Below are 15,058 nucleotides of genomic sequence, written 5' to 3' on the forward strand. Positions count from 1 at the left end.
TGCTGCGGAGGTGTAGGCTCATGTTATAAGCCCGCCGCCCGCGGCATCGCGGCCGGGTATGGATGCTTTTCACGCGGGCGTGGCGGAACTGGTAGACGCGCTGGATTTAGGTTCCAGTGACGAAAGTTGTGGGGGTTCGAGTCCCTCCGCCCGCACCAAGCGCTCTATCCAAGCGTTTGCATGACGAATACTGGAGGGCCTGCTTCCCCGTTGGGGGAGGCCAAGGTCCGCCGAACCACCGGCGCAGGCTGCAAGGCTACGCCTCGAACATTTGACACTGCCGGGCCGCTCTGGCCCGGCGCAAGCGGAAGAAGATTGACACCATGCAGGTCACCGAAACCCTCGCCGAGGGATTGAAGCACGAGTTCAAGGTCAGCGTTCCCGCATCGGATCTCGATGCCAAGGCGGACGCCAAGCTGGTCGACCTCAAGGACAAGGTGAAGCTCAATGGCTTCCGTCCCGGCAAGGTGCCGGTGAGCCATTTGAAGAAGGTGTACGGCCGCTCTGTCATGGCCGAGACCATCGACCAGACCATCCGCGACACCAACACGCAGATCTTCACCGACCGCGGTTTCCGTCTCGCGACCGAGCCGAAGATCACCATGCCGACCGAGCAGGCCGAGGTCGAGGAGCTGCTCGCCGGCAAGACCGATCTGACCTACACGGTCGCGATCGAGGTGGTGCCGACAATCCAGCTCGCCGATTTCAAGACGTTCTCGGTGGAGAAGCCCGTGGTCGAAGTGACCGATGCCGAGGTCGATGAAGCGATCAAGCGCATCGCCGACCAGAACAGGCCCTACGCGGCGAAGGCCGACGGCGCCAAGGCCGAAACCGGCGATCGCGTTACGATCAGCTTCAAGGGCAGCATCAACGGCGAATTGTTCGACGGCGGCACCGGCGAGGGCATCGCGGTCGTGATCGGCGCCGGACAGTTCATTCCGGGGTTTGAGGAACAGCTCGTCGGTATCGGGACGGGCGAAACCCGTACGCTGAAAGTGTCATTCCCGAAGAACTACGCCAGCGAGAAGCTCGCCGGCCAGCCGGCCGAGTTCGAGACCACCGCGACCCTGATCGAAGCCCCGGGCGAGACCAAGATCGACGACGAGTTCGCCAAAACGCTCGGCCTGGAATCGCTCGACAAGCTGAAGGAGGCCGCGCGCGAACGTCTGGTCGCCGAATTCGCCGGTGCGACACGCCAGCGCGTCAAGCGCGCGCTGCTCGACCGTCTCGACGACAGCCACAAATTCGAGGCGCCGCCGTCGCTGATCGCGGAAGAGTTCAACCTGATGTGGAACTCGATCAAGGCCGAGATGGAGTCCTCCGGCAAGACCTTTGCCGACGAGGACACCACCGAAGAGGCGGCCCAGGAAGAGTACAAGAAGATCGCCGACCGCCGGGTCCGGCTTGGGCTGGTGCTGTCGGAGATCGGCGAGAAGAACAAGATCACCGTGACCGATGACGAGGTCAGCCGCGCGGTGATCGAGCGGGCGCGTTCGATGCCCGGCCGCGAGAAGGAAGTCTGGGACTACTATCGCAACAATGCCAATGCGCTGGCCCAGCTTCGTGCGCCGATTTATGAAGACAAGGTGGTCGATTTCATCCTCGAACTCGCCAACGTGACCGAGAAGAAGGTCTCGCGCGAGGACCTGTTCAAGGACGACGACGAAAAGAGCGCAGCCTGACCGATTTGGTCAGGCCAGCGTTAATGATGAACGGCAAAAGCGGCGTGGCGACGGCATCCGTCGCTATGAGATCGCCTGCGAATCAGCTTGAACTCGTCGGGTTCGGCTCGCAATGGCCCGGCCTTGTCGCCGGGAAATTGGCTCATATCTGTGAGCGGCTCGCTTACCCGCGAGTTCTGAGTTGAAGTCCTGCATCACGGGACGTTCGTCCGCGCGCGGCAATCCTGGCGATTGGCCTGCCTTGCCGATGGATGTTCGCCCCCGCTGTTTTCTACCTAACCCGACCAACCCTCTACTAACCCTTGGGGTGACTAATGCGCGATCCCGTTGAAACCTACATGAACCTCGTGCCCATGGTGGTCGAGCAGACCAACCGCGGCGAACGCGCCTACGACATTTTCTCGCGGCTTCTGAAAGAGCGCATCATCTTCGTGACCGGTCCGGTCGAAGACGGCATGTCGACGCTGACCGTCGCGCAGCTCCTGTTCCTCGAGGCGGAAAATCCCAAGAAGGAAATTTCGATGTACATCAACTCGCCGGGCGGCGTGGTGACATCGGGGCTTGCGATCTACGACACGATGCAATTCATCCGTCCGCCGGTATCGACGCTGTGCACCGGGCAGGCGGCCTCGATGGGCTCGCTGTTGCTCGCGGCCGGCGCAAAGGACATGCGCTTCTCGCTGCCCAATTCGCGCATCATGGTGCATCAGCCTTCGGGCGGCTTCCAGGGCCAGGCCACCGACATCATGCTGCATGCGCAGGAGATCCTGAATCTCAAGAAGCGCCTCAACGAAATCTACGTGAAGCACACCGGCCAGACCTACAAGGCGATCGAGGACGCGCTCGAGCGCGACAAATTCCTGACCGCCGATATGGCCCGCGACTTCGGCATCGTCGACAAGGTGATCGACAAGCGCCCCGAAGAGGCGATGCCGACGAAAATCGCGTAAGGTGAAAACCCCGTAAGGTGACGGATAGCGACACCCCGCGTTGACCTTAACGGTTGGTTGAACCGGCAAATATGGCCGAAAGCCGCGTGCCTATACCCTGGTATAGGTCGAAAGTTCCGCTTTCGTCCCGGTTTTGCTGCGTGGCAGTTGCGCAACGCTCGGTCGATTTCGTCAACTTCTCCCCGTGCGAATGCCACAAATCACGGTATTGTCACGGGTAGCCATTCCGGCCCCGATTAGCGAAATCTTGATAGTCGGGTGTCAGCATGGTTGGCTGTGTGGGCTGGTTAAGATCGCGGGGGATTCGAGAAACCGTGATTCGCACGGTGCGTAATTGAGTTAAGGTCTTTTCTGGTACGGAATTTGCTCTATCTACCTTGAGGTCCGGTGTGAGTGCCGGAATGGGTCGATCGGGTAACGGATCGAACGGCGGACGGAGACAAGAATGAGCAAGGTTGGCACGAGCGACTCCAAGAACACGCTGTATTGCTCGTTCTGTGGAAAGAGCCAGCACGAAGTCCGCAAACTTATCGCGGGTCCAACCGTATTCATCTGCGACGAGTGCGTTGAACTCTGCATGGACATCATCCGCGAGGAGAACAAGTCCTCGCTCGTGAAGTCGCGCGACGGCATTCCGACGCCGAAGGAGATCTGCAAGGTGCTGGACGATTACGTGATCGGCCAGAGCCATGCCAAGAAGGTGCTCTCGGTCGCCGTTCACAACCACTACAAGCGGCTCAATCACCAGACCAAGCACAACGACGTCGAACTCGCGAAGTCGAACATCCTGCTGATCGGTCCGACCGGCTCGGGCAAGACGCTGCTGGCGCAGACGCTGGCGCGCATTCTCGACGTGCCGTTCACGATGGCGGATGCGACGACGCTGACCGAAGCCGGCTACGTCGGCGAGGACGTCGAGAACATCATCCTGAAGCTGTTGCAGTCGGCCGACTATAATGTCGAGCGCGCACAGCGCGGCATCGTCTATATCGACGAAATCGACAAGATCAGCCGCAAGTCCGACAACCCGTCGATCACCCGCGACGTGTCGGGCGAGGGCGTGCAGCAGGCGCTGTTGAAGATCATGGAAGGCACGGTTGCCTCCGTGCCTCCGCAGGGCGGCCGCAAGCATCCGCAGCAGGAGTTCCTGCAGGTCGACACGACAAACATCCTGTTCATCTGCGGCGGCGCCTTCTCAGGCCTTGAGAAGATCATCTCCGCGCGCGGACGTTCGACCTCGATCGGTTTCGCCGCCCAGGTTCTGGCGCCCGAAGACCGCCGCACCGGTGAAATCTTCCGCCATGTCGAGCCGGAAGACCTCCTGAAGTACGGCCTGATCCCGGAATTCGTCGGCCGCCTTCCTGTGGTCGCGACGCTGGAGGATCTCGACGAAGCCTCGCTGAAGAAGATCCTGACCGATCCGAAGAACGCGCTGGTGAAGCAATACCAGCGGCTGTTCGAAATGGAAAACATCGAACTCACCTTCGCCGACGAGGCGCTTGGCGCGGTCGCCCGCAAGGCGATCGAGCGCAAGACCGGCGCGCGCGGATTGCGTTCGATCCTCGAAAGCATCTTGCTCGAGACCATGTTCGATCTGCCGGGTCTGGAAGGCGTCGAAGAGGTCGTGATCTCGCGCGAAGTGGTCGAGGGAACCGCCCGTCCGCTCTACATCTATGCGGACCGTTCGGACCGGGCCGTCGAGAGCAGCGCCAGCGCCTGATCGCGCTCGATATACCTCGCCTGGACTACCCTGATAAGGACGGCTGCCGGACGTTCCGGCGGCCGCTGTTGCGTCAGCGTTTCGCGCGTGTTTAGCCCCAATTTGTGGGCATTTTTCCGTGACTTGACACCCCCATACCCGATAGCCACCTAATGCCAGTGGTGGCGGAAATCACATTCGAGATTCGTCGCAAAATCATCCGGTGAGAGGCGGCAGCGAAGGCGGCCGAGTGACCCGGATCTCCCGGCACCTTGTGGCGGTTGCGCAAGCGAAGCGGACTGCGTGCAAGGGGGCAAAACAAAAGGATAAGGCCATGACGACCCCAAAAACCCGGCCAACCATCATTCTCGGCGAAAGCCACTCGTATCCGGTGCTGCCGCTCCGCGACATTGTCGTTTTTCCGCACATGATCGTGCCGCTGTTCGTCGGCCGCGAGAAATCGATCCGCGCCCTCGAAGAGGTGATGAAGAACGACGCGCTGATCCTGCTTGCGACGCAGAAGAACGCGTCCGACGATGATCCAAGCCCGGATTCGATCTATGAGGTCGGTACGCTCGCCAGCGTGCTGCAGCTCCTGAAGCTTCCCGACGGCACCGTGAAGGTGCTGGTCGAAGGGCTCGAGCGCGCGCGCGTGCAGAAATATTCCGACCGCACCGAATATTACGAGGCGACCGCGATTGCGCTCGCCGACACCGACGCCAATTCGGTTGAAGCCGAAGCTCTGGCGCGTTCGGTCGTGTCCGACTTCGAAAGCTATGTGAAGCTGAACAAGAAGATCTCCGCCGAAGTCGTCGGCGTGGTTCAGGCGATCACTGATTTCGCCAAGCTGAGCGATCAGGTCGCGCAGCATCTGGCCGTCAAGATCGCCGATCGCCAGGGCATCCTGGAGACGTTGTCCGTCACGCAGCGCCTGGAGAAGGTGCTGGGCCTGATGGAGAGCGAGATCTCGGTGCTGCAGGTCGAGAAGCGCATCCGCTCGCGCGTCAAGCGCCAGATGGAGAAGACCCAGCGCGAATATTATCTGAACGAGCAGATGAAGGCGATCCAGAAGGAGCTCGGCGACGACGAAGGTCGCGACGAGCTGGCCGATCTGGAGGAGAAGATTGCCAAGACCAAGCTTTCCAAGGAAGCGCGGGAGAAGGCGCAGCACGAGTTGAAGAAGCTGCGCCAGATGTCGCCGATGTCCGCGGAAGCAACCGTCGTGCGCAACTATCTCGACTGGCTGCTGTCGATCCCGTGGAACAAGAAGTCCAAGGTCAAGAAGGACCTCGAGGCGGCGCAGGCCGTGCTCGACAACGATCACTACGGGCTCGAGAAGGTCAAGGACCGCATCGTCGAGTATCTCGCGGTGCAGTCGCGCGCCAACAAGCTGACCGGACCGATCCTGTGCCTGGTCGGGCCTCCCGGCGTCGGCAAGACCTCGCTCGGCAAGTCGATCGCGAAGGCGACGGGACGCGAATTCGTGCGCGTGTCGCTCGGCGGCGTGCGCGATGAAGCCGAGATCCGTGGTCATCGCCGCACCTATATCGGCTCGATGCCCGGCAAGATCATCCAGTCGATGCGCAAGGCGAAGAGCTCGAATCCGCTGTTCCTGCTCGACGAGATCGACAAGATGGGCGCCGATTTCCGCGGCGATCCGTCGTCGGCGCTGCTTGAGGTTCTGGACCCCGAGCAGAACGGCACGTTTGCCGACCACTATCTGGAGGTCGACTACGATCTGTCGAACGTCATGTTCATCACGACCGCGAATACGCTGAATATTCCAGGTCCGCTGATGGACCGCATGGAGATCATCCGGATCGCCGGCTACACCGAGAACGAGAAGGTCGAGATCGCGCGCAAGCACCTGATCCCCAACGCCATCGCCAAGCATGGTCTCGATTCCAAGGAATGGTCGATCGACGATGACGCCTTGTTGCTGATGATCCGCCGCTACACCCGCGAAGCGGGCGTGCGTAACCTGGAGCGTGAGCTCTCCACACTCGCCCGCAAGGCGGTGAAGGAGCTGATGATCTCCAAGAAGAAGTCGGTCAAGGTCACCGAGAAGACTCTCGAAGAGTTCCTCGGCGTGCCGAAGTATCGCTACGGCGAGATCGAAAGCGAGCCGCAGGTCGGTATCGTCACGGGCCTGGCCTGGACCGATGTCGGCGGCGAGTTGCTGACCATCGAAGGCGTCATGATGCCCGGCAAGGGCAAGATGACGGTCACGGGCAATCTGCGCGACGTGATGAAGGAGTCGATCTCGGCGGCGGCGTCTTATGTCCGCTCGCGGGCGATCAACTACGGCATCGAGCCGCCGCTGTTCGACAAGCGCGACATCCACGTCCACGTGCCGGAGGGGGCAACCCCGAAGGACGGACCGTCGGCGGGTGTGGCGATGGCGACCGCCATCATCTCGGTCATGACCGGGATTCCGGTTCGCCACGATGTCGCGATGACCGGCGAAATCACGCTGCGTGGTCGCGTGCTGCCGATCGGTGGTCTGAAGGAGAAGCTGTTGGCGGCCGCCCGCGGCGGCATCAAGACGGTGCTGATCCCCGAGGACAACGCCAAGGATCTCACGGAGATTTCCGATGCGATCAAGGGCGGCATGGACATCATCCCGGTGGCCCGGCTCGACGACGTTACCGCCAAGGCGCTGGTCCGCCCACCGGTGCCGATCGTCTGGGAAGAGGACACCAAGGTGCCGGTAAAGCCTGACGGCGCCGATGAGGCGGCCGGTGGGCTGACGGCCCACTGATCCCGATCAGTCACCACTGATCCCGATCAGTCACTACTGATCGACCCAGCTTTAAATGATAAAACGGCGCCTCCGGGCGCCGTTTTTGTTTGTGCGGACCGGACCCCATTGGACAGGCGGAGTTGAAGGGGATGGAAATCGACGGGCAATGCCATTGCGGGCGGGTGACCTATCGGGCCGAGATTGATCCCGCGAAAGTATCGATCTGCCACTGCACCGATTGCCAGAACCTGACGGGCTCACCGTACCGGGTCACGGTGATCTGCTCCGAAGAACAGGTTCGCATGACGGGCGCGCCGGCGAAGATTTATGCGAAGACCGGCGACAATGGCCGCACGCGCTTCCAGCATTTTTGCGAGGGGTGTGGTTCCCCGCTGTTCACCAGCGGCGACGGCGGACCGGACGACTGGGGCATCCGCTGGGGCAGCATAAGCCAGCGCGATCGGCTCAGGCCGGCGCGCCAGATCTGGTGCCGGTCCGCCGCGACATGGATCAACGATATCAGGGATTTGCCGGGACGGCCGGGCGACTAGGGTTTCCGTACATGCTGACGTATCCGACCCTTGCATCAAAGGGGGCCGCAGGGCTAAACAGGCGGCTCAAGGGCGGCTAGCTCAGCTGGTTAGAGCATCTCGTTTACACCGAGAGGGTCGGCAGTTCGAATCTGTCGCCGCCTACCAGCCTTCCCCTGCGGGCTTCGGCTCGGCAAGCCAGCCTTCGCGGCGGTAGTGCCCGCGGATGCGCTGCGCGCAGGGCGAAGGCTTCTCGCCGAAGGTCGAAGAGCGTAGGCGGGCTGTCCAGGCGCGGGACCGAAGCCCCCCGCACTATTGTTCTTTTGTTCTTCAGCTTTGTGGGACTGGCGTGGTCGCCGGAAGACTTAGCGGGGCTCCTCCAAGCGAAATTGGTCCCACAGGGGTAGACTGCCGGGCCATCTTTTTGCGCATTGCTCGGGATAGTCGGTTTTGAGCGCGCCTTACTGAAATGGAGGAAGTCACTTCCGGGGCTATTGCATTTTGCAGCGAGTCGACCTTCGCTATGAGCGTGGAGATCTTCGCAGAGATCTTTTTCACGTCTTCATGCTCATCCGCTATCTGAGCGGATATCTTCTTCACACCGACTTGCTCATCCACGACGCTCTGTCTTAGGGAAGCAAGCGCAATTGAATCCTGCCGAACAATATCTGTGTTTTGCTGCAATAAGAGGTTATTCGCTTGCAGCGCGGCAACATATTGCTGCTGGGCCGACTGAATATCCTTCAATGTGGCGACAGCCGGATCCGGTAATGGATCGGAAGCTTTCTGGTGCGGAAGCAGTTCGGCCAAGCTGCTGATATCAGGCAGAGCAAAATCGCCGATATTCGGCAGAGCAAAGCCGGAAGGCGACATCGTGTGGATAGCCGCAGCAGTGTTTATTCCAAGAGCGAATACCGCAAACGCCAGGATCGATTTCCGGCTAGATTTCTTGCTCGGTGCCGGAGATTCAGGTTGTTCGGTTTGGCTCTGCTTTTCCGATGTCGTGGTCACGTGCATAAACCTCAACTGAGTGAACAAAAAAGAGCCGTCGCCGGATGGTCCGTCGCGACGGCTCCTTTACGCGGCACCCAACTAGAACTGCTTGGGATAATAGGCTGATGAGATTAATTCCGCGTTACGCCCCAGTCGTCTGGCATGAACTGCAGGCTGCTGCCGGTTGCGCTTGCTATGTGATCGGCGCCGGCGGCGCGCGGATGCTCTCTGGAAATCGATGATGTTGCTCATGCCTGCATCCCCCAGATGATGCCCACATTGGTGTGTTGGGATGACATGTGATGAAAACTTTCGTACCCTTCGCGGCGGTGGTGCCGCATATGTTCCGCGCGTAGGGCGAAGGCTGTCTCGCCGAAGTTTGAAGAGCGAAGGCGGACTGTTCCCGATACCTCGAACATCCCAAAACCACCAAGAAAGAGGATCGCGCACATGGACGCCCCCCAAGGCCACGAACAAAACGCCGACCAGGTCGCCTACTGGAATGGTCCGGCTGGCCAGCGCTGGGCCGACCGTCAGGCGGCGCAGGACGTGCTGCTCAAGCCGGTCGCCGATCTTGTGATTGATCGGGCCAAGCTGAAGCCGGGCGAGCGCATCATCGATGTCGGGTGCGGCAGCGGCGCCACGGCGATTGCGTTCGCGCGCGAGGTCGCGCCGTCAGGCCACGTGCTCGGCGTCGACATATCGGGCCCGATGCTGGAGCGGGCGCGGCAGAGCGCGCCGAAGGGCCTTTCGATCGATTTCGTTCTTGCCGACGCCACCGTCTATCCGTTCGAGCCGGCCGGTTTCGATGTGCTGGCCTCGCGGTTCGGCGTGATGTTCTTCGCCGATCCCGCGCTGTCGTTTGCCAACATGCGCAAAGCGCTGCGGCCCTTGGGGCGGCTGGCGTTCGCCTGCTGGCGCGAGCCGCGCGAAAACCCGTTCTTCATGGCGCCGCTGCAGGCCGCCTACAAGCACGTGCCGAAATTGCCGCAGCAGGGACCGGAAGATCCCGGGCCGTTTGCGTTTGCCTCCGAGGCGCGCGTGCGCCGGATTCTCGATGCGGCAGGCTTTAAGGAAGTCCAGATGGAGCCGTGTCCGCTGCTTCTTGACGCCGCGATCGGCCGCGGCCTCGACGGCGCCGTGCAGGGCGCGCTCGAAATCGGCCCGGTGAGCCGAGCGCTGGAAGGGCAGCCGGAAGAACTCCGTGTCGCCGCCGCCAATTCGATCCGCGAGGCACTGACGCCGTTCGCCAAGGGCAACGCGGTTCTGCTGCCGGCGTCGGTCTGGATCGTCACGGCAAGAGCGTCGTAGTTGAGACGGGCGCAGCCTCGCGCCAATCGTCATTGCGAGCGCAGCGAAGCAATCCATCCATCGGCGAGCGCGGAAGCATGGATTGCTTCGCTGCGCTCGCAATGACGGCAGAGCGCGCTTACGCTCTTCCCAAATCATCGCCATATGCACGACGTTGTGCACGGCCTTTGCCATACTTGGCGGCCGACCCATTCCAATTGAACGCCAGATCGCCACCGCCACGCCACCAAATCGCCAAACGACTCAACGATCAGTTGCAATGGGTTGGCGGCGATGCGCATAGGTGTAGCAATGATGCGCTTTTCCGATCTGCATCTGACTCCGGTCCGGACCGGGCTGATTATCGTCGCAGCATTTCTGCTTGGTGCGATCGTCGTTCGAGTCATCACCGTGCCCGAACACAGTGATGTCCGCACGCACACCACTCCTGAGAACGGTGGCCGCGTCACCCCAGATATTGGTGTCGCAGACCTGAGAGGATCGCTGCAATAAGAAGCTTGTTGGACGGCAACGCGCATCCGGCATGCAATGGAGGCGAGGAACGCTATTTGATCGTTGCGTTCACGGTAATGACCGACGTGCCGGAAGCCGTCGGCCCCTGACCCGTTGCTTTGATGGCAAAAGTATCGCTTCCCTTATATCTAGCCTTCGCCTTGTATTCGTAAGTCGTTACGTTGAGCTTTTTTAACTTGCCGTGTGCCGGCTTTTTGGAAATCTCCGAGCTACTCACTGAGCCGCGTATCGTGATCGGAAACAGGCAACTTTGCCCGGAGGCGACGCTGATGTCGCCGGTCGAGTTCTCGCCCCAATCCGCCAGTTCTACTAATTTTGGACAATCAGAAGCGGCCAGCGCTGGAGACGCGGACATTGAGGCTCCAACGATAAGCGCCAAAACGGCGACCTTGGACAACCGCATGGTAGAGCTCCTCGTTTTCAAAACGTGGCGTACCCGGCTTACAACCACGTCGCTATCGCTCCGTTGCGCAACGCTTCGCGTTTGTCGCAGGCAATGATGGGATGGAGCTTAGCCGAAACTACTAGGCCCGCTCTTCCCAAATCATCGCCAGGTGCACAATCGTCTCGGCGGCCTTTTCCATGTCCTGGCGGCTCACCCATTCCAGCCGCGAGTGGAACGCATGTTCGCCGGCGAAGATGTTGGGGCAGGGCAGGCCCATGAACGACAGCCGCGAACCGTCGGTGCCGCCGCGGATCGAGCTTCGCACCGGTGTCAGCCCCGCGCGGCGGATCGCTTCGATGGCGTAGTCGACGGTTTTGGGTTGGCGGTCGATCACCTGCTTCATGTTGCGGTATTGCGGCTTGACGTCCATCCGGTACGTCGAGCGCGGATAATCCTTCATCACGTCTTTGACGATGGCTTCGAGCAGGGCTTCCTTTTGCTGCAGCCCGTCGTCTGTGAAGTCGCGCACGATGAAGCCGATGGTGGCTTTCTCCAGCGCGCCCGTAATGCCGATCGGATGCAGAAAGCCCTCCATGCCCTCGGTGGTTTCCGGCGAGCAGGTATCCCTGGGCAGGCGGTCGACGATGGCCGCCGCGATCTTGATCGCGTGCTCCATCTTGCCCTTGGCGAAACCGGGATGGGTCGAGACGCCCTCGATGGTGATGGTGGCGCCGTCGGCCGAGAAGGTTTCGTCCTCGATATTCCCGGCCGTTTCGCCGTCCATCGTATAGGCGAAGTCGGCGCCGAGTTTCTTCAGGTCGACCTTGTCGACGCCGCGGCCGATCTCCTCGTCGGGCGTGAACAGGATCTTGATCGTGCCGTGCCTGATATCAGGATTTTGAATCAGGAATCGCGCCGCATCCATGATCTCGGCAAGGCCGGCCTTGTTGTCGGCCCCCAGCAGCGTGGTGCCGTCGGTCGTGATGATGTCGTGCCCGATCTGGTCGGCGAGCGCGGGATGGTCGGCTGGGCGGATCACCTGCGCGGGATCGGCCGGCAGCACAATGTCGCCGCCGCGATAATTCTTCACGATCTGCGGCTTGACGTTGGCGCCGGTGCAGTCAGGTGAAGTGTCCATGTGCGAGCAGAAGCAGATCACTGGGACCTTCTTCTCGGTATTGGCCGGGATCGTCGCATAGACATAGCCATGCTCGTCGAGATGGGCGTCTTTCAGCCCCATCGCCTGCAACTCCGAAGCCAGCAGGCGGCCCAGATTCTTCTGCTTCTCGGTGGAAGGGCAGGTCGGAGATGTCGGATCGGATTGGGTGTCGATCACGACATAGCGCAGGAAGCGCTCGGTGACATCGTGGGTGAAGGCTATGGGCGAGGCCGGCATGACGATCCGCAAAGCTGGGCTAGGGAAGCGCTCTATAACAGAAAAGCGCCAGTCCGGGTCCCCGCCGGAATGACGCTTTTGGTCGGATCAGGGGGGCGTCGGTCGGAGCATGATCCGGAAAAGTGGACACCGGTTTTCCCTCGGGACAAACGCGGAACGCGTTTGCCCGGAGATCATGCTTAAACAAGAAGATGACCGACGAGCGTGATTCAACGTAGTTGAAACACGCTCTAGACGGCTTCCTTGAGTTCCTTGGCGGCGCGGAAGGCGACCTTCTTGCTGGCCTTGATTGGGAGGGGTTCGCCGGTGGCGGGGTTGCGGCCCATGCGGGCGGCGCGCTTGCGGACTTGGAGGATGCCGAGCCCCACGATACGGATCCGCTCGCCCTTCTTCAGGTGTTTTGCGATCTTGCCGACCATGTCGGTCAGAATCGCCTCGGCGGCCTTCTTCGACAGGTCATGTTCCTCGGCCAGCGCTGCTGCCAGATGCTTGAGTGTGATGGTGGCTGGAGTCGCTGCTTTCTTCGCCATTTCTGGCCCTCCTCGTTGGTTGAATGGCTTTGAGCGCGTTTGTGAAACCGGTCCGCGCCGGGAAAACGCCTTGCGTGGTGACTTAAAACCCGAAGGTCCGGTGCAACCAGAGCGGGGGAGGGTTTCAAGAAACCCAGACGTATCAGGCCTTAATCGATTCGGGTGATCGCTGCCTACGCCGTTTTGCCTGAAAACAGGCCGTTATTTGCATCACAATCGCAGAAACGCCCGTCTGGCGCGGGGATTCGCAACGTCCTTGACTAAGCGGGGGCGGCCCTTTATGCCCTCGGTTCTGCGCGGATCAGAACATGATTACGGCATCCGCGGGAGTAGCTCAGTTGGTTAGAGCGCCGCCCTGTCACGGCGGAGGCCGCGGGTTCGAGTCCCGTCTCTCGCGCCATTTTTCAATGGCTTGACGTTAATCTCCGAGACCGCCGCAAACAAAAAGGCCGCCCTTGAGGCGGCCGTTTTTATTCCGATGCCAGCGATATCGTTTAGCGGACCGTCGAGGTGCTCGAGCTGGTGACGACCACCGGCTTGCCGGCCTTCACGACCTGCGCGGTCTGGCTGTAATCCGCGCCGGTCCGGGCAGAGATTCCGAACGCTGCAACTGCGATACCCGCCACCAGGGCGACGACCACGATCTTCAGGTGGGTCGAGCGGTCCGCCGAGTGAATTGAGTGGTTCATGTGAAGCCTCCCGGACGCCTTCCGCGTCCCTGCTGGTGAGAGAGGTACGCCGCGTGTGTTTCAGGATCGTTTCGCGGTTTCGGCAAAATGGTTTCATTCGGCCGGTTTTTGGCCTGTTTTTCGCCAAAGCATCCGTGATGTAGATCACATACAGGTCGTTTGACCCGCAGCGATGCGGGCCGCAGGGCGTGGGCTGGGATCAAAACGACAAAGGGAAGGCCGCCGGATTAGCTCGCCCGTTGGATATCGGCGCGTATCGACCGTGCCGCCCAGATGAACAACAGGCCCGAGCGTGGTGAAGGTGCCAGCATAGGTGCCGATGGCGTAGACGCCGAGCGCGCGCGGGCGTTCGTTCTTGCTGAAGAGATCGGCAATGATCGACTGCGAGGCGGGCGTGCCGCCGGATTCGCCGACGCCGATGCGCGCCAGCGCCAGCACGGCCGGCTCACGCCTCGCGAATGAAATTCCCCGCCTCGAATTCCACCGGCGGCGCATTTGAATCAAAGGAGACGCCGATCGGATCGCGGCCTCCGGCCATCGCTTCGAGCTGATCGCCCAGCATCCGCCGGATCATCAGGATGCCGCGGTCGCTCTGGCCAAAGTGCTCTTCCGAATGCAGCGTCACCGGGCCCTGGCCGACCTGCGCCTCGTAGTCGCCCGGAAATTGCTGGTGCTCCTGTTCGGTCATGTCCCACCAGAACTTGCCGTTGAATTTGGAGCGCATCCGCCCGATGTCGCCTGAATTCTTCACCCGCCCGGCGACATAGATGCGAAAGGAAGTGTCATCGATCGGCAGCGTCCAGCCGATCGACTCGACGCGGGCGAACTGCGCGACGCGGGGATTGGGCACCACGCGCAGCGTGGGGAGGGCGGCTTCCGTCACCCGATAAAACACCTTGCCGTCGTCCTGATGTCGGATCGAGCGCACCGTGACGCCGCGTGGCGACATCTCGAACTTCACCTCCGGCATCGAGGCCATCATGTTGGTGAATTGCGGCCCTGAGAACGATCCGTGCAACACGGGGACGTGGTAGGGGTCGACCACGTTTTCGAAATGCTGCAGCCAGTTGCAGGGAATGACATCAGGTCCGCCGCCGCCGATGGAAGAATCATCCGCCTCGACGAACTCGCCGTCGTCCATGTTTTCCAGGCATTCGTAGCGCGGCAGCGCCGGCTTCTTCTCGGCCGGTCCGAGATAGGCGAAGATCAGGCCGTAGCGCTCCTGCAGGGGATACCAGGGCTGGCGAATTTTGTCCTTGAACAGGCCACCCTCGGGCTCACAGGGCTGTTCAAGGCAATGGCCCTCGGTGTCGAACTTCCAGCCGTGATAGCAGCAGCGGATGCCGTCTTCCTCGACCTTGCCGTAATACAGCGTGGTGCCGCGATGGCAGCAGCGCGCGTGCAGCAGGCCGGCCCGGCCGTGCCTGTCGCGAAACAGCACCAGATCCTCGCCGAGCACGCGTAGTTTTCTGGGGATATCAGTGGCGTCGCTGACGAGGCCGACCGGGTGCCAGTAGCGCCGCAGCAGCTCTCCCATTGGCGTGCCGCGGCCGACTGACGTCAGCTCGGTACGGGTGGTGGACGGCTTCATGGCATAGCCGGTCCCGAGATCGCGATCCCGCTGCGTAATGTTCATG

14 protein-coding genes, 3 tRNA genes and 1 pseudogene are annotated in these 15,058 nt (G+C 61.2%); 10 read left to right on the plus strand and 8 right to left on the minus strand.

Annotation, left to right across the window (positions count from 1 at the left end):
• Nucleotides 1–73 precede the first annotated feature (73 nt).
• The 7 genes from KIP88_RS29520 (at nt 74) to KIP88_RS29550 (ending at nt 7,772) form a co-directional block, all read left to right on the plus strand.
• Nucleotides 74–158, plus strand: a tRNA-Leu gene (locus KIP88_RS29520).
• Between the two features lie 165 nt (nt 159–323).
• Nucleotides 324–1,682 (plus strand): trigger factor, encoded by a 1,359-nt coding sequence (gene tig / locus KIP88_RS29525; protein ID WP_214491627.1) that lies wholly within the window; start codon nt 324–326, stop codon nt 1,680–1,682.
• Between the two features lie 314 nt (nt 1,683–1,996).
• A complete protein-coding gene (locus KIP88_RS29530; protein WP_214491628.1) occupies nt 1,997–2,632 on the plus strand; it encodes an ATP-dependent Clp protease proteolytic subunit in 636 nt (211 codons plus the stop codon).
• Nucleotides 2,633–3,077: 445 nt separating this feature from the next.
• A complete protein-coding gene (clpX, locus tag KIP88_RS29535) occupies nt 3,078–4,352 on the plus strand; it encodes an ATP-dependent Clp protease ATP-binding subunit ClpX (RefSeq protein ID WP_027537232.1) in 1,275 nt (424 codons plus the stop codon).
• Nucleotides 4,353–4,665: 313 nt separating this feature from the next.
• On the plus strand, nt 4,666–7,092 hold the full coding sequence (gene lon / locus KIP88_RS29540; protein ID WP_214491629.1) for an endopeptidase La: 2,427 nt from the start codon (nt 4,666–4,668) through the stop codon (nt 7,090–7,092).
• 131 nt (nt 7,093–7,223) lie between these two features.
• The gene (locus tag KIP88_RS29545; RefSeq protein ID WP_214491631.1) at nt 7,224–7,625 is read left to right on the plus strand and encodes a GFA family protein; all 402 of its coding nucleotides are present in this window, start codon (nt 7,224–7,226) and stop codon (nt 7,623–7,625) included.
• A 70-nt stretch (nt 7,626–7,695) separates the two neighbouring features.
• A tRNA-Val gene (locus tag KIP88_RS29550) sits at nt 7,696–7,772 on the plus strand.
• Between the two features lie 162 nt (nt 7,773–7,934).
• Here KIP88_RS29550 and KIP88_RS29555 read toward each other — a convergent pair.
• The gene (locus tag KIP88_RS29555) at nt 7,935–8,621 is read right to left on the minus strand and encodes a hypothetical protein (protein ID WP_249791108.1); all 687 of its coding nucleotides are present in this window, start codon (nt 8,619–8,621) and stop codon (nt 7,935–7,937) included.
• Between the two features lie 224 nt (nt 8,622–8,845).
• A complete protein-coding gene (locus tag KIP88_RS29560; protein WP_214491632.1) occupies nt 8,846–9,049 on the minus strand; it encodes a hypothetical protein in 204 nt (67 codons plus the stop codon).
• Between KIP88_RS29560 and KIP88_RS29565 the strand changes: the two genes are divergently transcribed.
• Complete coding sequence (locus KIP88_RS29565) at nt 9,048–9,908, plus strand: class I SAM-dependent methyltransferase (RefSeq protein WP_214491634.1); 861 nt, start codon at nt 9,048–9,050, stop codon at nt 9,906–9,908. The genes KIP88_RS29560 and KIP88_RS29565 overlap by 2 nt on opposite strands.
• A gap of 291 nt (nt 9,909–10,199) precedes the next feature.
• Nucleotides 10,200–10,400 (plus strand): hypothetical protein, encoded by a 201-nt coding sequence (locus KIP88_RS29570; protein ID WP_214491635.1) that lies wholly within the window; start codon nt 10,200–10,202, stop codon nt 10,398–10,400.
• Between the two features lie 52 nt (nt 10,401–10,452).
• Here the strand turns inward: KIP88_RS29570 and KIP88_RS29575 are convergent, their stop codons facing one another.
• The 3 genes from KIP88_RS29575 to KIP88_RS29585 all read right to left on the minus strand — a co-directional run bounded on the left by KIP88_RS29575 (nt 10,453) and on the right by KIP88_RS29585 (nt 12,732).
• Nucleotides 10,453–10,824, minus strand: a complete 372-nt coding sequence (locus tag KIP88_RS29575) for a hypothetical protein (RefSeq protein ID WP_214491636.1) — start codon at nt 10,822–10,824, stop codon at nt 10,453–10,455.
• Nucleotides 10,825–10,945: 121 nt separating this feature from the next.
• Entirely contained in the window at nt 10,946–12,202 is a 1,257-nt protein-coding gene (gene pepT, locus KIP88_RS29580) for a peptidase T (RefSeq protein WP_214491638.1), read from the minus strand.
• A gap of 230 nt (nt 12,203–12,432) precedes the next feature.
• Nucleotides 12,433–12,732: an HU family DNA-binding protein gene (locus tag KIP88_RS29585; RefSeq protein ID WP_214491639.1), complete on the minus strand. Its 300-nt coding sequence runs from the start codon at nt 12,730–12,732 to the stop codon at nt 12,433–12,435.
• Between the two features lie 323 nt (nt 12,733–13,055).
• Between KIP88_RS29585 and KIP88_RS29590 the strand changes: the two genes are divergently transcribed.
• Nucleotides 13,056–13,132: transfer RNA gene (locus tag KIP88_RS29590), tRNA-Asp, on the plus strand.
• A 94-nt stretch (nt 13,133–13,226) separates the two neighbouring features.
• Here KIP88_RS29590 and KIP88_RS29595 read toward each other — a convergent pair.
• From KIP88_RS29595 to KIP88_RS29605, 3 genes and pseudogenes are all read right to left on the minus strand, one after another.
• Nucleotides 13,227–13,421 (minus strand): hypothetical protein, encoded by a 195-nt coding sequence (locus KIP88_RS29595; protein WP_214491641.1) that lies wholly within the window; start codon nt 13,419–13,421, stop codon nt 13,227–13,229.
• A 297-nt stretch (nt 13,422–13,718) separates the two neighbouring features.
• Nucleotides 13,719–13,859: pseudogene (locus tag KIP88_RS48560) on the minus strand (MFS transporter); the annotation flags it as partial.
• Nucleotides 13,860–13,866: 7 nt separating this feature from the next.
• Nucleotides 13,867–15,057 (minus strand): aromatic ring-hydroxylating dioxygenase subunit alpha, encoded by a 1,191-nt coding sequence (locus KIP88_RS29605; RefSeq protein WP_214491642.1) that lies wholly within the window; start codon nt 15,055–15,057, stop codon nt 13,867–13,869.
• Between the last annotated feature and the right edge of the window lies 1 nt (nt 15,058).

The sequence above is a fragment of the Bradyrhizobium sp. SRL28 genome, from assembly GCF_018596315.1.
Lineage (GTDB): Bacteria > Pseudomonadota > Alphaproteobacteria > Rhizobiales > Xanthobacteraceae > Bradyrhizobium.